Origin of the sequence: Marinobacterium sedimentorum, assembly GCF_024267675.1 — a bacterium.
GTDB lineage: Bacteria > Pseudomonadota > Gammaproteobacteria > Pseudomonadales > Balneatricaceae > Marinobacterium_A > Marinobacterium_A sedimentorum.
In genome coordinates, this window is record NZ_JALDYX010000011.1 from 20,035 (window position 1) to 41,738 (window position 21,704).

At 59.9% G+C, this 21,704-nt stretch carries 17 protein-coding genes; 9 read left to right on the plus strand and 8 right to left on the minus strand.

Annotation, left to right across the window (positions count from 1 at the left end; all coding sequences use genetic code 11):
- The first annotated feature begins 67 nt into the window (after positions 1 to 67).
- Entirely contained in the window at positions 68 to 1,156 is a 1,089-nt protein-coding gene (gene trmA / locus MRS74_RS11395) for a tRNA (uridine(54)-C5)-methyltransferase TrmA (protein WP_254580413.1), read from the plus strand.
- A gap of 34 nt (positions 1,157 to 1,190) precedes the next feature.
- On the opposite strand, the gene MRS74_RS11400 is transcribed toward trmA, so the two are convergent.
- Positions 1,191 to 1,919 (minus strand): sulfite exporter TauE/SafE family protein, encoded by a 729-nt coding sequence (locus tag MRS74_RS11400; protein WP_254580414.1) that lies wholly within the window; start codon positions 1,917 to 1,919, stop codon positions 1,191 to 1,193.
- 324 nt (positions 1,920 to 2,243) lie between these two features.
- On the opposite strand from MRS74_RS11400, the gene MRS74_RS24100 reads away from it, so the two are divergent.
- Together MRS74_RS24100 and MRS74_RS24105 are read left to right on the plus strand one after the other, a co-directional pair.
- The gene (locus MRS74_RS24100; RefSeq protein ID WP_306421989.1) at positions 2,244 to 2,408 is read left to right on the plus strand and encodes a hypothetical protein; all 165 of its coding nucleotides are present in this window, start codon (positions 2,244 to 2,246) and stop codon (positions 2,406 to 2,408) included.
- The gene (locus MRS74_RS24105) at positions 2,396 to 2,623 is read left to right on the plus strand and encodes a RidA family protein (RefSeq protein WP_306421990.1); all 228 of its coding nucleotides are present in this window, start codon (positions 2,396 to 2,398) and stop codon (positions 2,621 to 2,623) included. Before MRS74_RS24100 ends, MRS74_RS24105 begins: the two co-directional genes overlap by 13 nt.
- A gap of 108 nt (positions 2,624 to 2,731) precedes the next feature.
- On the opposite strand, the gene MRS74_RS11410 is transcribed toward MRS74_RS24105, so the two are convergent.
- Entirely contained in the window at positions 2,732 to 3,121 is a 390-nt protein-coding gene (locus tag MRS74_RS11410; RefSeq protein WP_254580415.1) for a hypothetical protein, read from the minus strand.
- A 269-nt stretch (positions 3,122 to 3,390) separates the two neighbouring features.
- On the opposite strand from MRS74_RS11410, the gene MRS74_RS11415 reads away from it, so the two are divergent.
- The 5 genes from MRS74_RS11415 (at position 3,391) to MRS74_RS11435 (ending at position 10,124) form a co-directional block, all read left to right on the plus strand.
- The gene (locus MRS74_RS11415) at positions 3,391 to 4,002 is read left to right on the plus strand and encodes a TetR/AcrR family transcriptional regulator (RefSeq protein WP_254580416.1); all 612 of its coding nucleotides are present in this window, start codon (positions 3,391 to 3,393) and stop codon (positions 4,000 to 4,002) included.
- Positions 3,999 to 7,499, plus strand: coding sequence for an acyl-[ACP]--phospholipid O-acyltransferase (locus MRS74_RS11420; RefSeq protein WP_254580417.1), 3,501 nt, complete (start codon positions 3,999 to 4,001; stop codon positions 7,497 to 7,499). Before MRS74_RS11415 ends, MRS74_RS11420 begins: the two co-directional genes overlap by 4 nt.
- 153 nt (positions 7,500 to 7,652) lie before the next feature.
- Entirely contained in the window at positions 7,653 to 8,744 is a 1,092-nt protein-coding gene (gene apbC / locus MRS74_RS11425; protein WP_254580418.1) for an iron-sulfur cluster carrier protein ApbC, read from the plus strand.
- Between the two features lie 139 nt (positions 8,745 to 8,883).
- Positions 8,884 to 9,450, plus strand: coding sequence for a dCTP deaminase (gene dcd / locus MRS74_RS11430; RefSeq protein ID WP_067295970.1), 567 nt, complete (start codon positions 8,884 to 8,886; stop codon positions 9,448 to 9,450).
- Positions 9,447 to 10,124 carry a hypothetical protein gene (locus MRS74_RS11435; RefSeq protein WP_254580419.1) on the plus strand — a complete coding sequence of 226 codons (678 nt, stop codon included), beginning with the start codon at positions 9,447 to 9,449 and terminating at the stop codon, positions 10,122 to 10,124. Before dcd ends, MRS74_RS11435 begins: the two co-directional genes overlap by 4 nt.
- A gap of 238 nt (positions 10,125 to 10,362) precedes the next feature.
- Here the strand turns inward: MRS74_RS11435 and MRS74_RS11440 are convergent, their stop codons facing one another.
- The 6 genes from MRS74_RS11440 to MRS74_RS11465 all read right to left on the minus strand — a co-directional run bounded on the left by MRS74_RS11440 (position 10,363) and on the right by MRS74_RS11465 (position 19,396).
- Positions 10,363 to 11,163, minus strand: coding sequence for a hypothetical protein (locus MRS74_RS11440; protein WP_254580420.1), 801 nt, complete (start codon positions 11,161 to 11,163; stop codon positions 10,363 to 10,365).
- A 601-nt stretch (positions 11,164 to 11,764) separates the two neighbouring features.
- On the minus strand, positions 11,765 to 13,075 hold the full coding sequence (locus MRS74_RS11445; RefSeq protein WP_254580421.1) for a TolC family outer membrane protein: 1,311 nt from the start codon (positions 13,073 to 13,075) through the stop codon (positions 11,765 to 11,767).
- 15 nt (positions 13,076 to 13,090) lie between these two features.
- Entirely contained in the window at positions 13,091 to 16,144 is a 3,054-nt protein-coding gene (locus tag MRS74_RS11450; protein WP_254580422.1) for an efflux RND transporter permease subunit, read from the minus strand.
- Positions 16,141 to 17,211 (minus strand): efflux RND transporter periplasmic adaptor subunit, encoded by a 1,071-nt coding sequence (locus MRS74_RS11455; protein ID WP_254580423.1) that lies wholly within the window; start codon positions 17,209 to 17,211, stop codon positions 16,141 to 16,143. Before MRS74_RS11455 ends, MRS74_RS11450 begins: the two co-directional genes overlap by 4 nt.
- A complete protein-coding gene (locus MRS74_RS11460) occupies positions 17,208 to 17,840 on the minus strand; it encodes a TetR/AcrR family transcriptional regulator (protein WP_254580424.1) in 633 nt (210 codons plus the stop codon). The genes MRS74_RS11455 and MRS74_RS11460 overlap by 4 nt, the downstream gene beginning before the upstream one ends.
- Before the next feature lie 368 nt (positions 17,841 to 18,208).
- Positions 18,209 to 19,396, minus strand: a complete 1,188-nt coding sequence (locus tag MRS74_RS11465; protein WP_254580425.1) for a pyridoxal phosphate-dependent aminotransferase — start codon at positions 19,394 to 19,396, stop codon at positions 18,209 to 18,211.
- Between the two features lie 282 nt (positions 19,397 to 19,678).
- Here MRS74_RS11465 and uvrB point away from each other — a divergent pair, with 282 nt between their 5' ends.
- On the plus strand, positions 19,679 to 21,691 hold the full coding sequence (uvrB, locus tag MRS74_RS11470; RefSeq protein WP_254580426.1) for an excinuclease ABC subunit UvrB: 2,013 nt from the start codon (positions 19,679 to 19,681) through the stop codon (positions 21,689 to 21,691).
- Positions 21,692 to 21,704 lie beyond the last annotated feature (13 nt).

A 21,704-nucleotide genomic window follows, 5' to 3' on the forward strand; every position in this document is an offset into this window, starting at 1 on the left:
GCTTTGATGGCGGCAGCGGGGCTGTTAGAATGCCGCGCTTTCCCGAACGATCCCGGATAGTACTTTCATGGCCATACCCAAGGTTGACCCGACCCGCTACGAGGCGCTGCTGCGCGAAAAGTGCGAATCCGTGCGCGAAGACTTCGCCGCCTTTGCACTGCCGGCGGTTGAAGTCTTTGCGTCGCCGCCCGAGCACTACCGCATGCGGGCGGAGTTCCGGGTCTGGCACGACGGCGATGACCTCTACTACGTCATGTTCGAGGCCGGCGACAAGAAGATTCCAGTGCGCCTGGACACTTGTCCCATGGTGTCGCGGCGCATTCATGATGTCATGTTCGCTATGCTGGACGTGATCAAGGCCGATCCTGTGCTGCGCTTTCGCCTGTTCCAGATCGATTTTCTCAGCACCCTGTCGGGTGAACTGCTGGTGACGCTGCTGTATCACCGCCCCATCGACGAGGCATGGGAAAGGGCGGCCAGGGCGCTGGCCGAGCAGTTTGATATCGAGATTATTGGCCGTTCGCGCAAGAGCAAGATAGAACTGGGGCGTGATCATGTGATTGAGCGTCTGGATATCAATGGCCGCGAGTATCGCTACAAACAGGTGGAAAACTGCTTCACCCAGCCCAACGCCGAAGTCTGTCGTTCCATGATCGGCTGGGCACTGGATGTCACCAAAGGCGCCGGCGGCGACCTGGTGGAACTCTACTGCGGCAATGGCAACTTCACGCTGCCGCTGGCGCAGAATTTTGGCCGCGTCGTGGCCACCGAGATCGCCAAAGTGTCGGTGCGGGCCGCCGAATTCAATATCGCCGAGAATGGTATCGATAATATTGATGTGGTGCGCATGGCATCGGAGGATTTTTCCCAGGTGCTCAAGGGTGAGCGCACAGCGCGACGTACGGCGCATCTGGATCTGACCAGCTGTAATTTCACCACAGTGCTGGTGGATCCGCCGCGCTCAGGGCTGGATGCAGATACAGTGGCGCAGGTCAGCGAGTATCAGCATATCGTCTACATTTCGTGCAATCCCGAGACGCTGAAGGCCAATCTGGCCGACTTGACCCAGACTCACCAGATCGAGCGGTTCGCGATTTTCGATCAGTTCCCTTATACCCATCACCTGGAATGCGGCGTTTACCTTACGCGCAAATAGTTCAGGCCTCCTGCCGCTGGCCTTGGGCGCCGCCTCAGAGCAGGCGGATACCCTGTGCCAGCACCATAACCGCACCGAGCAGCGAAATCGACAACAGCAGCGGCTTGGCGCTCTGCTTGTCGACGTAACGGTCTATGCGTCGTGCGATAAAGACGCCGGCCAACAGGCCCGGCGCCATCTTCAGCGTCAGCAGTAGGGACTCCGGCGGCAGGCTGCCGGTGAACGCCAGCATGGCGAGGGTGATGGGCAGGCCTGCGAGAAAAAAGGCGGCCAGCTCGCTGCGGGCCGTCAGCACATTGGATTCCTGATACACCAGCGCCATGGGTGGCCCGCCCACGGAGGTCGCGGTGCCGATCAGGCCCGAGAAAAAGCCGGCGATGGACAGGGAGCGCGTCGACATTGTGATTCTGAAGCTATTGCGCCAGCTGAGTGCAACGGACAGCAGCAGTGTGCTGCCCAGAATCAGACTCAGGATTGCAGGGGACACCGACGCCAGCAGCAGCGCCCCCAACCAGGAGCCCGGTATGCGCCCGATCAGCGCCGGCATCAGGCGGCGCCAGGACAGGTGATGCCGCCCCTTCGCGACCATGTAACCGGACAGCAGTGCGCCCAGAATAATCAGCGAGACCGGGATATAAAGCGGGTCGATCAGAAACAGCAGCGGCGCTGCCACCAGGCCAAAACCAATGCCGACTACGCCCTGAAGCGCAATGCCGACGGTCACGATAAGCAGGGCCAGTAGGTCCCAGAGGCTGTAGATCATTGCAGGTCCTGTGTGCCGAAGTCGCGAGCTGCAGGTCAGAGTGCCCGGCCGCGGGAGGCGGCATTATAGACCCGTCGGCTGGCCAATGTGCCTGCCAGCCTGGACTTTTGAGTGGGCCCAGGGACAGCGCGCCAGTTAGCGCCCGCCTGCGCCCTGACGCGACGCTTCGGTATTTTCGACCGCTCTGGACGGCACCGCGTATCGCCCTGCAGATGGCGCGTGAACAAAAACTGATCGACTAAGCAAGCGGGCGGGCGGCCCTTCTGGCGCTGCCCGCCGATCCCTGTATGTATTTTGAAAAACGACTCGGGAGCCCCAGGGCCTATGAAACAGATTGTCAAAACCGGCCTCTATGCCTCCAAGGCGCCGCTGGAATGGGCGGTAATCGGTAATGGAACCCTGTATACCGCACAGACTCCCATCGACAGGGCCGGCCAGGTTGTCGAGGGGGTATCGAAGCCCAGAGCCGCCAGACAATGGATAACCTGAAACACTGCATCGAGGCCGCGGGCCTTGGCATGCAGGATGTGACCCAGGTGCTGATCTATGTCACGGATCGTGTTTTTCTGCCGGTGTTCAATCAGGTCTATGCGCAGTATTTCGACGCACCCTATCCCAACCGTGCAGCCATGGTCATTGCAGGTCTCGCCCGTGAGGAAATGCTGGTCGAAGTGGTTGCCTATGCGGCCGTCCCCAGCACGTGATTATCAGCGTCTGATTTAGCAATACAGTGGCCATTTTGCGTACCGCCGCTCCCTTGGGGAGCGGCGGTTTTTTCATTTTAAAGCTGAGTGTGCTGCCAGGAGTGGCGCCTAGCGACGGCCATTGCCCGAGTGGTTACCCGAGCCGGTCTTGGGCTTGGGCTTGGGCTTTTGGGCCGCCTTGCGGGCGATCTCATTCATCAGTCCACTGATATCCAGGCCCTGGCTGGCAGCCAGCTGATCGACGCTTGCATACAGGTTGGTGGGCAGTGGTCGGACGCCGGTGGTGGTCTTGGCGCGCTCTTTCGCTTCGTGCTCCTGACGTTCCTGGCGCTCCTTGTCCAGACGCAGTTGCTCCAGGCGTGCCTGTTCAAGGCGTTCTTGTTCTGCGGCTTTTTCCTGCGCCATTGTCTTTATTGTCGCCTTGAGTTTGTAATCAAGGTCGAGAAGTTCTTCCATGCTGAGTGACATTAGCCACTCGGTTATATTGTCATTGCTCATCAATGTCCGGTTTTTTTGCGTAGCAGCGAGGGGCGAAAATGCCTGTCGCCTATTATGGAAGGGTTGGGCAAAAAATACAGGGTTTTAACGCCTAAAATCAAGCGCAGATTAATCGGGATCGCAGCGCCGGGTCGCCTTTTGCCATGACGGGTGATATTGCGGGGTGGCGGTTTTTTCGAGGATCTGTGTTTACTTACTGAACACTGTTTAGTAATCTCGCCTTTATTCCTGAACGCTGTTTATTAAATAGCTGATCTGCGGAGGCAGTCATGGCCCGACGCCGAGAACATTCCCGTGAGGCGCTCACGGACCTTGCGCTCTGTGCCGCCGAGCGCCTGCTGGACGAGCAGGGCATTGCGGTACTGAGCACCCGTCGCATCGCGGCGGAGATCGGCTATTCGGCCGCAACCCTCTATTCGGTATTCAGTAGCCTGGATGATCTGTGCTGGCAGTTGAATGCCCGCACTCTGGCGCAGCTGCTGAATGAACTGGATGCACTGGGCGAGTTGGCGCCGCGCGAGGCGCTCAAGGCCTATGCACTCTGTTATGTGGCCTTTGCGGCCCGCTGGCCCGAGCGCTGGAGTTTGCTGTTTGAGCATCGCACACCGGAAACGCTGCAGGTGCCAGCCTGGCTGAATGACTCTATCGGGCAGCTGTTTTCGCAGTTAGAGCTTTGCCTCGGCGAACTGGCGCCGCAGGCCTGCGCAGCGGAACTGGCGCTTACTGCCCGTACGCTCTGGAGTGGCGTGCATGGTGTGGCGGTTCTGCAGCTGCGGGACAAACTGTTTTTGCCACCCCAGGGCAAGCAGGAGCAGATGCTGGTAACCCTGGTGGATTACCACCTGGATGGCTGGAGATTGAACAGGGAGAGCAGGGCATGAGTGAACTTTTCAAGCTGCGCGGGTTTCTGGCCTTTGTGTCAGTGGCCTTTATCAATGCCTTTGTGGATCTGGGCCACAAGATCATTATTCAGAATACCCTGTTCAAGACCTTTGATGGCCAGCAGCAGATATTGCTCACCGCCGTCGTCAATGGTCTGATCCTGCTGCCCTTCATCATGCTGTTCACACCGGCGGGCTTTATTTCGGACAAGTATCCCAAGCACCGGGTGATGCGTTTTTCTGCCTGGGCCGGGGTGCTGGTGACGCTGCTGATTACCCTGTGCTATTACCAGGGCTGGTTTGTCGCGGCGTTCGGGCTGACCTTCGTGCTGGCGCTGCAGAGCGCCTTTTATTCGCCGTCCAAGTACGGTTATATCCGCGAGCTGGTGGGGACCAGTCGCCTCAGTGAGGGTAACGGCTGGATTCAGGCGGCCACCATGGTGGCGATATTGTCGGGTATAGTCGTGTTCTCGCTATTGTTTGAGATGCGCCTCGGTGAGCTGCTGCAGTTGCCGCAGGATCCAGCCCAGGTGGTGCAGCAGATTGCACCGCTGGGCTGGTTTCTGGTGGCAGGATCTGTGCTCGAAACCGTACTGGCGCATCGCTTGCCGGCGCTGACGCAGACCGATACCAGTCTGCAGTTTGACTGGCCGGCATACAGGTGCGGTCGCACCCTTGCGAACAATCTGTCCCATATCGCCGCTATCAGGCCCATCTGGCTGTCGATCATCGGCCTGGCGACCTTCTGGTCCATCAGCCAGGTGATGCTGGCGGTGTTTCCGGCCTTTGCCAAGGAAACCCTGGGAGAGCAGAACACCTTTGTGATTCAGGGCACCATGGCGCTGGCCGGCATCGGTATCATGGTCGGCTCCATGCTGGCCGGGCGCCTGTCGCGCCATCATATCAATACCGGCCTGATCCCGCTTGGCGCCGGTGGGGTGGCGCTAGGGCTGGTGCTGTTACCCCATGCCGCGTCTCTGGGCTTCTCGGCCCTGCTGTTCCTGGTGATAGGTCTGTTCGGTGCCCTGATGATCATTCCGCTCAACGCGTTGATCCAGTTCAATGCCGATCGGCACGACAGCGGGCGCATTCTGGCGGGCAACAATTTTATCCAGAATGTGGCCATGCTGAGCTTCCTCGGCCTGACCGTGCTCTGCGCCTATGCCGGCATTTCCGGCCTCTGGCTGCTCTATGCGCTGGCATTGCTGGCCGTGGCCGGTGCGGTGTTCGCCATCATTACCCTGCCTGAAGCACTGATTCGCCTGATCGTGGCGGCGGTACTCAAGCGCAAGTATCGCCTGCAGGTGCTGGGGTTTGAACATATCCCCGAGGATGGACGCGGCACCCTGTTGCTGGGTAACCATATCAGCTGGCTCGACTGGGCCATGGTACAGATGGCCTGCCCGCGGCATGTGCACTTTGTGATGGAGCGCAGTATTTACGAACGCTGGTACCTGCGCGGCTTTCTCGATCTGTTCGGCGTGATACCCATTTCCGGTGGCAACAGCCGTGCGGCCCTGACGCGGGTCCGCGAGTTGTTGCAGGCCGGCAAGGTGGTGTGCCTTTTTCCAGAGGGTTCCATCAGCCATACAGGCCAGCTGGGTACCTTCAAAAAGGGCTTTGAGCACGCCTGCGAAGGCATTGCCGCAGATGGGGGGGCGGTGATAGTCCCCTTCTATCTGCGCGGTCTCTGGGGCAGCCGCTTCTCGCGCTCAAGCAGCCGGCTGCAGGCGAGCCGTCGCAACGGCCTCAAGCGGGACCTGATCGTCGCCTTCGGTACGCCGGCCCCCCTGCACAGTACGGCTGAGCAGGTGAAAAAGCGGGTGTTCGAACTGTCGATCCATGCCTGGAACTGCTACACCGATACCCTGGAAACCCTGCCCAAGGCGTTTATCCGCACCGCGCGCCAGGCGCCGGCGGAGTGGGCTATCACTGATGTGCGCGGCACGCCTTTGGGGTATGCGCGTCTGCTCTGTGCCTGTGCGCTCTTCAGCCGGCGCTTCAGACGCACGGCGGGTACCAATATAGGCCTGCTGTTGCCAACCTCCAGCGCCGGTGCCATCGCCAATATGGCGGCACTGATGGCTGGCAAGGCGCTGGTCAACCTGAACTTTACCGCCTCGCCCCAGGCGCTACTGGCCGCGGCCGATCAGGCCGGGCTTGAGACTATAGTCACGGCGCGCCAGTTTCTGGTACGCCTTGAAGCGCGGGGCATTGATACCCAGGCGATGTTTGCCGGGCGGTCTGTGCTCTATATGGAGGATTTGAAAGAGTCCTTCGGCAAGTGTGAGTCGCTGGCCATGCTGGTGGCGGTACAGGCGCTGCCACTGGCGCTGCTGCAGGCCTGGCTGTGCCGGCGTGCCAGGGTCGATGATACCGCGGCGATCCTGTTTTCCTCCGGCAGTGAGGGCGCGCCCAAGGGTGTGATGCTGAGTCACCGCAACATTCTGTCCAACATCAAGCAGATCGGTGATGTGCTGAACGTCCGTGACGATGATTGCTGGATGGCGACGCTGCCGCTGTTTCATGCCTTCGGCCTGACGGTCACCTGTCTGCTGCCGCTGATCGAGGGGATTCCGGTGGTGTGTCATCCGGACCCCACGGATGCTGTGAATATTGGCAAGGGCGTGGCGCGGTTCAGGGCGACCCTGATGTGCGGTACCTCGACCTTCATGCGTCTTTATACACGTAATCGCAAGCTGCATCCGCTGATGTTCCAGTCCCTGCGCCTGATGGTAGCCGGCGCCGAACGGCTGGACCCCGCGGTGCGTGACGCCTTCGAGGCGCGCTTCCATGTGCCGGTGCTGGAGGGCTATGGCTGTACCGAAACCACGCCTGTGGCCACGGTCAACCTGCCGGATCACCTGGATACGCGCTGGTGGAATGTGCAGACCGGTAGCCGTGACGGCACCGTGGGTCTGGCGTTGCCGGGGTCCACCGTGCGTATCGTGGATCCGCAGACCCTGCTGGAACTGCCCACCGGGGAGGCGGGCCTGGTGCTGATCGGTGGCACCCAGATCATGCGAGGATATTTAAATGATCCAGAGCGCACGGCGGCGGCGATTATCGAGCGCGACGGCCTGCGCTGGTACAACACCGGCGACAAGGGCCGGCTGGATGAGGAGGGCTTTCTGACCATTCTTGATCGCTATTCCCGCTTCGCCAAGATCGGTGGCGAGATGGTCAGCCTGCAGGGGGTGGAAGATGCCGTGGCTGCGAGTCTGGATGCCCGGGACCTTGCCCTGCTGGCGGTGGCGCTGCCCGATGCACGCAAGGGTGAACGCCTGGTGCTGCTGCTGGCAGCTGCGGGGCTGGAGCCCGAGCAGGTGCGTGCTCAGCTGATGCGGACGGTATCGCCGCTGATGCAGCCGTCCGAGATCTATACCGTGGACGAGATCCCGTTGCTGGGCAGTGGCAAGCGAGACTTTGGTGCTGCGCGAGCGCAGGCGCTGCAGCTGAGTGAGGCGGCGGGCAATGCAGTTACGACAGTCGGCTAGGTGTGATTGTTATAGAGCGCTGGCGCCTGCCTCCATGACTGTACTGGACGGCGGCGCTTAAAACGTGAATAATTCCCGAGCAAAACAGTAGGGTATAGCATAGTGTTTGATAAATTATTTGGCCGCCGTCAGGCGACAGGAGCGGAGTCCCCCATGCAGCAAACCCGCACGCGCATTGAAGCAGTCCTGAGTCAGTATCAGGATCCCTATCTGGGCACGGATCTGGCAAGTGCCGGCGCCCTCAGCGACGTACGCGAAGAGGGCGGCCGTGTCGTCGTTAGTCTCACGCTGGGCTATCCCTGCACCGATATCCGCGCGTCAATGAGTACTGAGCTCGAGCTGCGCATCAAGGCGGAAACAGGCCTCGATGCCAAGGTCGAAATCCTGCAGGACATCCAGCCCCACCAGGCGCGGCGCAATCTGCGCAACCTGGATGGCGTGCGCAACATTATCGCCGTGGCGTCCGGCAAGGGCGGCGTTGGCAAGTCCACCACAACGGTGAACCTGGCGCTGGCGATGGCACAGGCCGGTGCAAGGGTGGGTATTCTTGATGCCGACATTTACGGCCCGAGCCTGGGGCTGATGGTGGGTGTGGCGCCGGGCGTGCACCCTGATTCCGATGATGAAAAATACTTCAAGCCGATACAGGCACTGGGTATGCAGACCATGTCCATGGCCTATCTCATCGATGAAAACACGCCCATGGTGTGGCGCGGCCCCATGGTCAGCGGTGCCCTGCAGCAGCTGCTGACGCAGACCTTGTGGGATGATCTGGATTACCTGTTTATCGACATGCCCCCCGGCACCGGCGATATACAGCTGACCCTGTCTCAGAAGGTGCCGGTCACAGGTTCCGTAGTGGTCACCACACCACAGGATATAGCGCTGCTGGATGCCAAGAAAGGTATCGAAATGTTCCGCAAGGTCGACATTCCGGTGCTGGGCGTGGTGGAAAACATGAGTACCCATCTGTGCAGTAACTGCGGCCACGAAGAGCATATCTTCGGTGCCGGTGGTGGCGCCCGCATCGCCAGCCAGTACGATACTGAACTGCTCGGGGCCCTGCCGCTGTCACTGCAGATTCGCGAGCAGACCGATTCCGGCAAGCCGACGGTTGCGGCCGATCCGCAGGGGCAGGCCGCCCAGACCTATCTGTCAATCGCGCGGCGCGTGGCGGGCAAGATAGCCCAGCGCAATGCTACCCAGGGCGGCGCCTTTCCGAATATCTCGGTGCAGAACGACTGATCCTCGCGCCGCAATCGCGGGGAAACGGCGGGTTACAGTAGCGATTAACCCGCCGAGCGGCCCCATACTGGCCTGTTCAGCCGGCCCGCAAACCGGTAGAATACCGCGCCATTCAGATTTCACGACATACGGACAACCTATGGGAATCAAATCCGATCGCTGGATTCGCCGTCAGGCGCAAGAGTGCGAGATGATTACACCGTTCGAGCCAGGTCAGGTGCGTCATACCGACCGCGGGCCGATCGTCTCCTATGGCACCTCGAGCTATGGCTACGACGTGCGCTGCGCCGATGAATTCAAGATCTTTACCAACATCAACTCCACCATCGTTGATCCCAAGGACTTCGATGCCGGCAGTTTTGTTGATGTAAAATCTGATGTTTGCATTATTCCGCCCAACTCCTTTGCGCTGGCGCGCACGGTTGAGTATTTTCGCATTCCCCGTGACGTGCTGACCATTTGCCTGGGCAAGAGCACCTATGCCCGCTGTGGCATCATCGTCAATGTCACGCCGCTGGAACCCGAATGGGAAGGGCATGTGACGCTGGAATTTTCCAATACCACGCCGCTGCCCGCCAAAATTTACGCTAATGAAGGCGTGGCGCAGATGCTTTTCCTGGGTGCCGACGAAGTGTGCGAAACCTCCTACAAGGATCGCAACGGCAAGTACCAGGGGCAGACCGGGGTCGTGGTACCCCGAACATGAATACCGGCAGTGCGGTCGATCCGACTCAAATCATGAAGCACAATCGCGAACAGATTAACGACTTCTGGCAGCAGGTTGAACAGACGATTGACCTGCTGCTGCACAGTCAGCAGGAAAGTCATTTCGAAGCCGACATGCTGCTGAATCAGTACAGCGATATCCTGCGCGAGATTGATTCGAACCTGACCTTTCACTTCGAGCGCGATGAAGATGAAGGTCCGGTGGAGATGATTTTCGGCTGTGATGGCTACCCCGAATCCATCGGCATGGTGCTGAGCCTTGTTGGCGCAGCACCCACGCTCAGTGGTATTCAGTTCAAGGCCTTCAATCACCGCTATGATCCGGTACCCGGGTTTATCAATGTTGGTGACGAGTACTGCGAGCTGAGCGACTACTGGTTTGCCCTGCGTCTGGTGGATGCCAAGCTGCGCCTGGAGGTCTACATGGATGATGTGCCCAAGGAACTGGATCTGGATCCGCGGGTTGAGGCTGTGATGATCTTCCTGGATGCGCTGATCGGCGAATATGAGCTGATGACGCGCATCTGGAGCCTCGACTGGCTCGAACGCCCGGCCGATCCGCACGATTATGGCCTGCGCCCGCTGAGTGAGCTGCGTGAAGTCTTTGACCGGAACAAGAGTGCCGTCTCGCCTATCGGCATGACCATGCATTAAATGTGCTTTGCCCTGGTGCCATGTGGCGCCGGGTTCTGCGTATAACATAAAGGCGCTGTACCTTTCGGGCAGCGCCTTTATTGTGTCTGCTCTATTGTGAGCATGCGGGTATTTTTTATACCGTTATCTATGTTCTGGCTAGCGCCGCTCTGATCACGAATCACGAATCACGAATCACGAATCACGAATCACGAATCACGAATCACGAAAAGGCGCCTTGCCAGGTAGTCTGACTGGCCTAATGCAGCTGCGGCTGTGTCTGGTTTTCATCCGGCAGGATGAGATGGCCACTGCTGTCCCGGGCCAGGGCGCCGCGCTCAGACGCCAGCTCCAGCAGTTGCTGCAGCAGCATATGGGTCAGGTGGCTGCTGATTATGATGCCCGCCGGAGGGTCGCCGTCGAACAGCTCGGCATCCACCATGTCATCGGGTCTGAGGCCCAGCAGCAGCGGGTTCTCGGCGACCAGCGGTGCTATATCGTCGGGGGCAAATACTGAAAACTCAGATGAGGTCTTCAGGGCCAGTTGATAGGCATCGTGGACTTCGTTTTCAAGTAGTCGGCTGTATTCGGATTCTGCCGCCTGGAACAGTTGTGTCAGGCTGCTGACGCCGGGCTTGCCGGCATTTTCCAGTGCTCTTGGCGAGCGGCTGTAATCGACAACCGGCGTCTGGGCGCCAGGCTGACCGAGTTCATCGTCATCCACCAGGATGTTGCCGCTCTCATCCACTGCAAGCCAGTCGTTTTCCACCGCTACCGTCAGTAGTCCATCGAGGGCCGCAGCCATGATATTGCAGCAGATAATCACGCCCACGGCGGGATTGTCACGCTCGCCGGGGTCCTGCACCAGGTCACTGGCGCGGGCGGCCAGCAGGGTGGGATCTTCGTCGATAATGCGCGCCAGGGCGTCGCCATCGATATGCAGCTTCTCGTGACACAGGCGCTCGGCAGTGAGGTAGGGCTGCTGACAGCCGTTATCCTGCATTTCCTGCACATAGGCTACCCGTACTTTTTCCAGAATTCGGGTTAGCAGGTTACTCATGTCGCTTCTCCGGTAGCTCGATTGCGAAATCCAGCGGTTGCGCTAATGTTTTAGTAAGAGTGGTCGATTGCCTTAGTATGCACTTCGCCTGTGCTGAGTGCGATATATAGCAGGAAGGGGTTTAACATGAAAACAATAGAGGGCCCGGCGCCCGATGATGACGAAGACGGCAGTGTTTACGTGCTGTCTGAAAACTGATTAGCTGCATGATAACGTAAAACCGGCGCCCAGGCGCCGGTTTTACGTTCAGGACGAACCCTATGCCGCGGGCGCATGGACGGTTTTTTGCTCCTGCAAAAACCGCAGTTCTGCCATCCCCGGCAGTCATGTGCATGAGCGGCAAGTTCAGGACGAACCCTATGCCGCGGGCGCATGGACGGTTTTTGCTCCTGCAAAAACCGCAGTTCTGCCATCCCTGGCAGTCATGTGCATGAGCGGCAAGTTCAGGACGAACCGCAGAAAACTGCTCCTGCGTTTTCTGTATTTCCACCATCCCTGGCGGTCCACCCATAAATGCTCCTGCGTGATGGGTATTCCCGCCATCCCTGGCGGTCCACCCATAAATGCTCCTGCAAAAACTGCCGTCATGCCAGGTCCTGGCTCAGCCCTTGGGGGCTTCGAGCCAGGTATCCAGGGTGTTCAGGTCATCCGGGCTCAGGGTGCCGAGCTGCTGCTTGAGGCTGAACAGGTTGGAGATGAAATCCAGCCGGGCATTGGCGTAGTCGCGCTGGGCAGAATAGAGAGTACGCTCGGCGTTCAGCACATCGACCACGTTACGGGTGCCGACATTGAATCCTTCCTGAGTGGCCTGCAGTGCGGTTTCGCTGGAGCGGATGCTCTGTGCCCGGGCCTTCACGCTCTGGACGTTGGTGCTCAGGTTGCGCAGCAGACTGCGGGTTTGCTGGGTGACGGCCAGCAGCCTGTCCTGGCGGTCCTGCATGGCCTTGTCGAGCAGCGCCTCGGCTTCGCGGGACTGGGAGCTGGTCAGGCCGCCCTGGAAAATGGGCACACGCAGTGCCAGTCCGACGGTACGGGTGTCGCCGGTATCAAAGCCCGACACGCTGCTGGTGTCGCTGTCATAGCTGGCGTTGAGATCCAGCGTCGGGTAATGCCCGGCGCGGGCGGATTGCGCCGAGCGCCGTGCCACTTCAATGCTGTTGTCGGCGATGAGCAGGCCCAGGTTGTTCTGCCAGGCTTTTTCCAGCCACTGCTCTGGTTCTGCGGGTTCAGGGTTTTCCACCGGATAGTCGGGCTTGAGGGCGTCGACGTTGCGAAACGGCGAGCCTGCAAGACGGTCGAGGGCTTCGTAGCTGTTATCCAGCTCGCCTTCGGCTTCAATGAGGCGCACCACGGAGTTGTCATAGGTGGCCTGGGCTTCCTGCACGTCTGTGATGGCAATCAGGCCGACTTCGAACTGGGCATTCACCTGATCGAGCTGGCGCTGAATGGCGCGCACTTCCGCCTGGGCGCTGTCGAGGTTGTTGATGGCGCGCAATACCGCAAGATAGGCGCTTACGCTGCGCAGCACCAGGGTCTGCTGGGCCTGGTCGAATACCAGCCCCGCCTGTTCGGACAGTACTTCACCGCGGCGCAGGTTATACCAGCGTGCGGCAGAAAACACCGACTGGCTCAGGGTGAGAGTAACGCCCGTGCTGTCGTTGCTGCCGGCCTTTTCAGTGTGAACCCAGTTGGCGTCGGCCCCTGCAATCACCTCGGGCAGCAGGGCGGCACGGGCCTGGGGCAGTGCTTCCTGCCCGGCCTGCAGGCTGGCGGCGGCTGATTTCAGTTGCGGGTCGTTTTCCAGCGCCCGCTGGTACAGATCGGCAAGGCTGCCGGCCTGTGTCTGGACGCTGATCAGGCCTAGAGCTAGTGACAGAAGGAGCGGGCGACTTGAGTGGGAGAGCGATTTCACAGGAGGCATCCTTGATTACAATTGAGACAGTGGGGCAAGGTCCCTGAAGGTGCGCTTGCCGAGGAAACTGTAGACAGTGGGGATAACGAACAGCGTTAGCAGGGTGCCGAAGGTCATGCCGCCGACGATGACCCAGCCGATCTGCTGGCGCGATTCGGCGCCGGCACCAAAGGCGATGGCCAGCGGCAGTGCCCCCAGCACGGTAGCGCCCGTGGTCATCAGGATGGGGCGCAGGCGCAGGCTGGCGGCCTTGAGAATGGCGTCGCGCACGGTCATGCCCTGATCCTGCAGCTGGTTGGCAAACTCGACGATCAGTATGCCGTGCTTGGTGACGAGTCCGACCAGGGTGATAAGGCCGATCTGGCTGTAAACGCTGAGGGTGCCGCCACTGTAGTAGAGTGCCAGCAGGGCGCCGCCGAGGGCCGGCGGTACCGACAGCAGTATGATCAGCGGGTTCTTGAAGCTTTCAAACTGGGCGGCCAGCACCAGGAAGATAAAGCACAGCGCCAGCGCAAAGGTGACCTGCAGGCTGCTGCTGGATTCCTTGAATTCCCGCGACGGGCCTGTGTAGTCAAAGCTTGCCTCGGGTGCTATTTCCGCCAGGTTCTGTTGCAGGAACTGCAGCGCTTCGCCCAGGCTGTAGCCCGGCGTCAGCAGGGATTGCAGCTTGACCGCGCGCACCTTGTCGAAGTGGTTGAGCTCCTTCGGTGCCACGGTTTCGCTGAGCTCCACCAGGTTGGCCAGCTGTATCATGTCGCCCGCGGGGCTGCGTACATAAATATTGGTCAGGTCGTCCGGGGTGCGTCTGTTGGCGTCTTCGATCTGGACAATGACGTCGTACTGTTCGCCGTCGCGCTTGAAGCGGGTGACGTTGCGCCCGGCCATATAGGTCTCCAGCGTACGGCCTATGCTGTCGACCTCCAGGCCTATGTCCGACACCTTGTCACGATTGACCACCAGCTGCAGTTCGGGCTTGTTGAGCTTGAGGTCACTGTCGGCCTGGACAAAGCCCGGGTTCTGCCTTACCCGGCTGAGCAGCTCGTCGCTGATACGCTTGAGCTCGCTGTAGTCGGCCTGGGACTTGATCACGAACTCCACCGGGCGGGAAATAATGCTCTGTCCCAGGGAGGGCAGGTTCATGGCGAAGGACATGGTGCCCGGCACGCCGCCGTAGAGTTGCGGCGTGAGGGATTCGACGATCGCCTGCTGGTTGCGGGTGCGGTCTTCCCAGCGACTCAGGCCGATAAAGGTCAGGGTGTTGGTTTCGGTGGGGAAGCCCACCACCGTGAAGTAGCGATTCTGCTCCGGCACACCATTGATGATGCCCTCGATCTGGCGTGCATAACGGTCGACGTAGTCCGGTGTGGAGCCCTCGGGGGCGATGGAGAACGACATGATGGTGCCGCGATCCTCGTAGGGTGCCAGTTCTTGCGGCAGCTGCTGATAAAAGAAGATGCCGGTGCCGATGCTCGCCAGCATGATGATCAGTGTCAGCAGACGGGAGTGCAGCACGCGTTCCAGCAATGCCTGGTAGCCCCGGGTCAGGGCCAGCAGCCAGCCCTCGATCAGGTTGAACAGCGCCGAGTGGCGGGTCTCGTGGTGCAGCATGCGCGACGCCATCATGGGCGACAGGGTGAGCGCCACGAAAGTGGAGACCACCACGGCGCCTGCCAGCGTCAGGGCGAACTCGGTGAACAGACGTCCGGTGCGACCTTCGGTAAAGGCCACGGGGGCAAAGACCGCGACCAGGGTCAGGGTGGTGGCGATGACGGCGAAGGCGATTTCCTTGCTGCCCTTGAACGCGGCCTGGATCGGGTCCAGACCGTCCTCCACATGGCGATAGATGTTCTCCAGCATAACGATGGCATCGTCCACCACCAGGCCGATGGCCAGTACCAGAGCCAGCAGGGTCAGGGTGTTAATGCTAAAGCCCATCAGATACATCATCGCAAAGGCGCCCACCAGGGACAGCGGAATGGTGATGACCGGAATCAGGGTGGCACGCAGGTTGCGCAGGAAGAAAAAGATCACCAGCACCACCAGGGCGCCGGCCTGCAGCAGAGTCTGGTACACCGACTTGATGGACTCGGCGATAAACACCGATGAATCATAGGCGACCTCGACCCGCATGCCGTCGGGCAGGCTGCTCGCCAGCTGTTCGAGTTCGTCGCGGATGCCTTGCGAGACATCCAGCGGGTTGGCGGTGGCCTGCTTGACGACGCCCAGCGCCACCGCACTTTCACCGCGAAAGCGGGTGATGATGCGCTCGTTCTGCGGCGCGATCTCCACCCGTGCGACATCGCGAATGCGCACCGGGTAGTTGTCGATATTGCGGATAATAATGCGCTCGAACTCATCCACCTCGTTGGTATCGGTGCGGGTCAGGATGGTGAACTCGCGGTCCTGGCTTTCGATGCGCCCGGCCGGAATTTCAACATTCTGTTTGCGCAGCGCCATTTCAATATCCGCCGGAATCAGGCTGTAGGCTGCCATGCGGTAAGGGTCCAGCCAGATGCGCATGGAATAGCGCCGCTCGCCGAAGATCAGCACATTGGCCACCCCGGCCACCGTCTGTAGTCGGTCCTTCACCTGCTGATCGGCGATGCGGGTGATTTCCATCGAGTTGTGGTGGTCGGAGGCGAAGGACAGATAGATGATGGGCTGGGCATCGGCCTCGGTTTTGGATACCACGGGCTCGTCGATATCCTCCGGCAGCTGGGCCCGGACGCGGCCAACGCGATCGCGCACGTCATTGGCGGCCTGGTCGGGATCGCGTTCGATCTTGAACGTAATGGTGATCTGGCTCTTTTCGGTGCGGCTGATCGAGTTCATGAAGTCGACTCCCTCGATGCCGGACAGCGAATCCTCGATAATCTGGGTTACCTGGGACTCGATGATGGAGGCACTGGCGCCGGGGTAGCTGGTTTCAACGGTGACCACCGGCAGATCGATCTTGGGGTATTCGCGCACGGTCAGGCGGTCATAGCTGATAAAGCCGATCAGCAGAATCAGCAGGCTCATGACCGTCGCCAGTACCGGGCGCCGGATACTGATGTCGGGCAGGATCACTGCACTGGTTCCTGCGGGCGGGCGGCATCACTGGAGCCATCGACGAACACCGGGGTGACCGGCATGCCGGGAAAGAGCTTGAGATGCCCGGCGGTCACAATGGTATCGCCGGCCGAGGCGCCGGAAAGAATCTGTACCTTGCCCGGGCGTCGCTGCCCCAGAGTGACGGGCACGATTTCAACCATGCCCTGGCTATTGACCCGCATCAGGCTGAAGGCCCCTTCCTGCAACAGTATGGCTTGCTCGGGTACCAGCAGCGCCTGGGCCTGGGTTTCGCCCTGCAGTTCTACACGGGCAAAGAGGCCCGGGCGCAGAGTGCCATCGGTGTTGGGGATGCGTGCGCGCAGTTCCAGGTTGTGGGCTCTGGCATCGCTGCTGGGGGCCAGGGCGTAGATCTCGCCGGCAAAACGTTGCCCGGGAAAGGCATCGACCTCTACCGTGACCGGCTGGCCGGGTGCCACGGTCGCAAGGTATATCTCGGGTATGCGGAAGTCCACCTTGAGGCTGCTGTTGTCGATCAGCTCCACCAGATCCTGTCCGGTGCTGACGTAATCGCCGGGGCTGACCTGGCGCAGGCCGGTGATGCCGGCAAAGGGGGCGCGGATGTTCATTTTCTCAATACGGGTACGGGCCAGAGTGACTTCGGCCTCGTCGACCCGCAGCTGTGCCATGGCCGCATCACGGTCGTTCTGGGAGCCCACTTTGCGTTGCAGCAGGCTCTGGGCGCGGCTGTACTCCTGCTGGCTCAGGCTGACCCGCGCCTTCGACTGGGTCAGGGCGGCGTCGTAAAGCGCCGTATCGAGCTGAAACATCAGTTCGCCGGCCTTGACGGCCTGGCCTTCGAGAAAGAGTATTTTGCGAATCTGACCGCTTTGCTCCGGGCGTATGATCACGCTTTCGTTGGCCTGCAGGTTCCCCACAGCCTGAATAACTGGTGTCAGTGGCTGGGGCTTCAGCAGCACTACTTCGGCCGGCAGGCCGCGGGGCTGTTGCTGCCCTTCTTCGCTGGCCCAGGCTGAGCTGGGCAGTGCCAGCAGGAGCGGCAGGATCAGATCGCGTGTTTTCATGGTGTGGGGCTCGCATCCTTGTGGGGGCCGGTGTGGGGTGGCAGTACCCGTTCCCACAGCAGCTGTACCATGCTGCTGAGGGGGGCGGTGGATTCCTCCACCTGCACGCGCAGCAATGCGCCCTGCCAGCAGTTCCAGATCAGCTCGGCCAGCGCTCTGGCGTCAAGGTCCGTGCGTACCGAACCTTCCTGCTGACATTGGAGCATGTCCTGCTCGAGGGCATCAAGGATGCGATTCGTGGCGCCGAGAATGGCGTTGCGAAAGGCATCGGAGGCTGCGCCTATTTCACCGGACAGGTTGGCCAGCAGGCTGCCCATGCGAAAGCAGTGCGCCTGGCTGGTCTGAATCTCGGTTTCAATCTTGTGCCGCAGGCGGGCCGCGTGACAGCCCGGTGGCTGGTCGGCCTGCAGGTTCCAGCAGTCAAAGGCTCTGGCCTGGAAATGGCGAATTATTTCGATGGCAAAGTCTTCCTTGCTGCCAAAAAAATTATAGAAGGATCCCTTGGAAACCTGGCAGGCATCGAGAATTTCTTTCAGGCCGGTACCGTGATAGCCATTGCGATCAAACAGTTCCATGCCCATTTCCAGAATGCTGTCGCGGCAGTGTTCGGGTTTGCGTCCGCGGTTCATTTTAACTAGACCGGTCAGGCTAAAAATAAGCTGGCATTTTAGCGTGCTGCGATCCGTATTAAAACCGTAATTGATTACGCCAGGGTTGCAGGAGCCTAAGGAGCGAAGTGCGAGGAAAAAGGGGCAGGGTGCAAGGTGCAAGGAAACTGTGCGGTACAGCGGGCGCTGCGGATGTCGGAATTTGCTACGCTCATTACCAACCTACGGGGTGCCGTTGTAGCCTGGAATGAGTCTGCGAATTCCGGGAAATGAGCCCCAGGCGAATTTCGAGGTGTGTGTCCACTTTTGTGGGGTCACGTCAGGTTACAGGCGCGATACAAAAAACGGGCCCCGCAGGGCCCGTTTTTAGTGCTGTGGTGGTAGCAGAATCAGCCCGCCAGCGCCTTGCTGATGCGGCCGATGGCATCCTGCAGGGTTTCAAGGCTGGTCGCGAACGACAGGCGCATGTTGCCAGGCGCGCCAAAGGCAGAGCCCGGAACCAGTGCGACGCCGGCTTCGTTCAGCAGGAACTCGGCCAGATCCAGATCGTTCTCGAAGCGCGGATCGGCGTCGATTACGCCCTGGAAGCTCGGGAAGGCGTAGAAGGTGCCGTCCGCTGCAATGCATTCCACGCCGTCGATAGCGTTGAGGGCTTCAAGCACATAGTTGTGGCGCTGGCGGAACGCCTTCACCATCTCGGTGACGCAAGCCTGATCGCCTTCAAGCGCGGCCTGGGCTGCAACCTGGGCGATGGAAGTCGGGTTCGAGGTGCTCTGGGACTGCACCTTTTTCATGGCGCCGATCAGCTTGGCAGGGCCTGCGGCATAGCCGATACGCCAGCCCGTCATGGAGTAGGCCTTGGACACGCCGTTGAGCACTATGGTGCGATCGTAGAGTTCAGGACAGGCGTTGAGAATGTTGCAGAACGGCTGATCGTTGAACAGGATGTGCTCGTACATGTCGTCGGTTGCAATCAGTACCTTGGGGTGCTTTTTCAGCACGTCGCCCAGGGCTTTGAGTTCTTCAAGGCTGTAGGCCACGCCGGTCGGGTTGGACGGGCTGTTGAGAACGACCAGGCGGGTGCGTTCGGTGATGGCGGCGTCGAGTTGCGCGGCCGTCATCTTGAAGCGCTGTTCCTGGGTGGTGGTCACGATGACCGGTTTGCCGTCAGCAACCAGCACCATGTCCGGGTAGGAGACCCAGTAGGGCGCCGGAATCACCACTTCGTCGCCGGCATTGAGCAGCGCCAGGGTGAGGTTGAAGAAACTCTGTTTGCCGCCACAGGACACCAGAATCTGGTTGGGCGCGTATTCCAGGCCATTATCCTGCTTGAACTTGTTAATAATGGCTTTTTTCAGACCAGGGGTGCCGTCGACGGCGGTGTACTTGGTGAAACCTTCGTTCAGGGCGCGGATGGCGGCCTGCTTGATATGATCCGGGGTGTCGAAATCGGGTTCGCCTGCGCCCAGACCAATAATGTTCTTGCCGGCCGCACGCAGTTCGGCTGCACGGTTGGTAACCGCAAGCGTCGGGGACGGTTTGATACTGTTTACACGGTCTGAAAGTTGAACGTCCAAGCCACAATCCTCTATTAGTCGGTACTGGATTTGCTGCTTTTTCAAGCCGATCAATGATAGCGGAATCCCTTGCCAGTCTAAATCCTTGTACCGAAAAAATGCTGTTTTTGACGCATAAAACTGCAGCTTCGAGACTTTTGTGCGCAGGACCCGCACCGCAGGTGAGCTTTGAGGGCCGCCACGCAATGGATTGGCCGTTGAATGCCTAGCTTAGATAGGACTGTAGGGCCTGACGGCCAGGTAGGTTAATATATGCGGTCGCGTTGTCAGGCAGGTGGGTTAATGAAACAGCGATTTAAAATTCAGTCCAGCTTTAAGCCCTCGGGAGATCAGCCGGGCGCCATTGCGACCCTGGTGGATGGTATTGAGTCGGGTCTGGTGGCCCAGACCCTGTTGGGCGTTACCGGGTCGGGCAAGACTTTTACTATTGCCAATGTGATTGCGCAGATTCAGCGGCCAACCATCATTCTGGCCCACAACAAGACGCTGGCGGCGCAGCTGTATGGCGAGTTCAGGGAGTTTTTCCCTGACAACGCCGTCGAATACTTCGTTTCCTATTACGACTACTACCAGCCTGAAGCCTATGTGCCGTCGTCCGATACTTTTATCGAGAAGGATGCCTCGATCAACGATCATATCGAGCAGATGCGCCTGTCGGCCACCAAGGCGCTGCTGGAACGGGACGATGCCATTATAGTGGCGACGGTCTCGGCCATTTACGGTCTGGGCGATCCGCAATCCTACCTGTCGATGATGCTGCATCTGGATAGGGGCGAAGAAATCGACCAGCGTGACATTCTGCGCCGCCTGGCGGAGCTGCAGTACACGCGCAACGATGTCGAGCTGCACCGTGGCAACTACCGGGTACGGGGTGACGTGATCGATGTGTTCCCGGCGGAGTCCGAAACCGAGGCGGTGCGTATTGAGCTGTTTGACAGCGAAGTGGAGCAGATCAGCTACTTCGATCCGCTGACCGGCGCGGTGCTGCGTCGCGTGCCCCGTGTGACGATTTATCCCAAAACGCACTATGTGACACCCCGTGAAGTACTGCTGGGTGCCGTCGACAAGATCAAGGACGAGCTGCACGGTCGCCTCAAGCAGCTGCGTGATCATGGCAAGCTGGTGGAAGCACAACGCCTCGAACAGCGCACCCTGTACGACATGGAAATGATCATGGAGCTGGGCTATTGCTCCGGTATCGAGAACTACTCGCGCTACCTGTCTGGGCGCGAGGTGGGGGGGGCACCCCCAACGCTGTTCGATTATCTGCCCGACAACGCCCTGGTGGTGATCGATGAATCCCATGTCACGGTGCCCCAGCTCGGCGCCATGTACAAGGGCGACCGCTCGCGCAAGGAAACCCTGGTGGAATACGGTTTTCGGTTGCCGTCGGCGCTGGATAACCGGCCGCTCAAGTTCGAGGAATGGGAAGCGCTGGCACCACAGATGATCTTTGTCTCCGCCACGCCGAGCAAGTACGAAGCGGCCAATGCCGGCCAGGTTGCCGAGCAGCTGGTACGCCCCACCGGCCTGATTGACCCCCAGGTGGAGGTGCGTCCGGCCCTGACCCAGGTGGACGATCTGCTGTCCGAGATCGGCAAGGTCACGGCCAACGAGGAGCGCGTAATCGTCACGGTGCTGACCAAGCGCATGGCGGAGGATCTGACCGACTATCTGGCCGAGCATGGCGTACGGGTGCGTTATCTGCATTCGGATATCGACACCGTGGAACGGGTCGAAATTATCCGCGATCTGCGCATTGGTCAGTTCGATGTGCTGGTGGGCATCAACCTGCTGCGCGAGGGTATTGATATGCCGGAGGTGGCGCTGGTGGCCATACTGGATGCCGACAAGGAAGGCTTTCTGCGCTCCGAAACCTCGATGATCCAGACCATAGGCCGGGCTGCCCGCAACGTAAACGGCCGCGCCATTCTCTATGGCGACCGCATTACCGGTTCAATGCAACGTGCCATGAGCGAAACCGAACGGCGACGGGAAAAGCAGGTTGCCTACAACCTGGAGCACGGCATAGTCCCACGGGGAATTTACAAGTCTGTGGCCGATATCATGGAAGGCGCCAGCACGATTCCGGGCCGCAAGGCCACCCGTGGCGCGAAGAAAGTGGCGGCCCAGGCGGAGAATACCCAGTTTGATCCCTCGACCATGACGGCCAAGCAGCTCGCCAAGGCCATGAGCCAGCTGGAAGACAAGATGTACGAAGCGTCGAAAAACCTGGAGTTCGAGCTGGCCGGACACTACCGCGACGAGTTGCAGCGCCTCAAGCACTCAGCCTGAGTATTCTTCTCTT

Bases quoted from the DNA above. Each gene is read 5' to 3' on its own strand.
- trmA (WP_254580413.1), top strand. From the start codon at position 68: ATGGCCATACCCAAGGTTGACCCGACCCGCTACGAGGCGCTGCTGCGC.
- MRS74_RS11400 (WP_254580414.1), bottom strand. From the start codon at position 1,919: ATGATCTACAGCCTCTGGGACCTACTGGCCCTGCTTATCGTGACCGTC.
- MRS74_RS24100 (WP_306421989.1), top strand. From the start codon at position 2,244: ATGAAACAGATTGTCAAAACCGGCCTCTATGCCTCCAAGGCGCCGCTG.
- MRS74_RS24105 (WP_306421990.1), top strand. From the start codon at position 2,396: ATGGATAACCTGAAACACTGCATCGAGGCCGCGGGCCTTGGCATGCAG.
- MRS74_RS11410 (WP_254580415.1), bottom strand. From the start codon at position 3,121: ATGAGCAATGACAATATAACCGAGTGGCTAATGTCACTCAGCATGGAA.
- MRS74_RS11415 (WP_254580416.1), top strand. From the start codon at position 3,391: ATGGCCCGACGCCGAGAACATTCCCGTGAGGCGCTCACGGACCTTGCG.
- MRS74_RS11420 (WP_254580417.1), top strand. From the start codon at position 3,999: ATGAGTGAACTTTTCAAGCTGCGCGGGTTTCTGGCCTTTGTGTCAGTG.
- apbC (WP_254580418.1), top strand. From the start codon at position 7,653: ATGCAGCAAACCCGCACGCGCATTGAAGCAGTCCTGAGTCAGTATCAG.
- dcd (WP_067295970.1), top strand. From the start codon at position 8,884: ATGGGAATCAAATCCGATCGCTGGATTCGCCGTCAGGCGCAAGAGTGC.
- MRS74_RS11435 (WP_254580419.1), top strand. From the start codon at position 9,447: ATGAATACCGGCAGTGCGGTCGATCCGACTCAAATCATGAAGCACAAT.
- MRS74_RS11440 (WP_254580420.1), bottom strand. From the start codon at position 11,163: ATGAGTAACCTGCTAACCCGAATTCTGGAAAAAGTACGGGTAGCCTAT.
- MRS74_RS11455 (WP_254580423.1), bottom strand. From the start codon at position 17,211: ATGAAAACACGCGATCTGATCCTGCCGCTCCTGCTGGCACTGCCCAGC.
- MRS74_RS11460 (WP_254580424.1), bottom strand. From the start codon at position 17,840: ATGAACCGCGGACGCAAACCCGAACACTGCCGCGACAGCATTCTGGAA.
- uvrB (WP_254580426.1), top strand. From the start codon at position 19,679: ATGAAACAGCGATTTAAAATTCAGTCCAGCTTTAAGCCCTCGGGAGAT.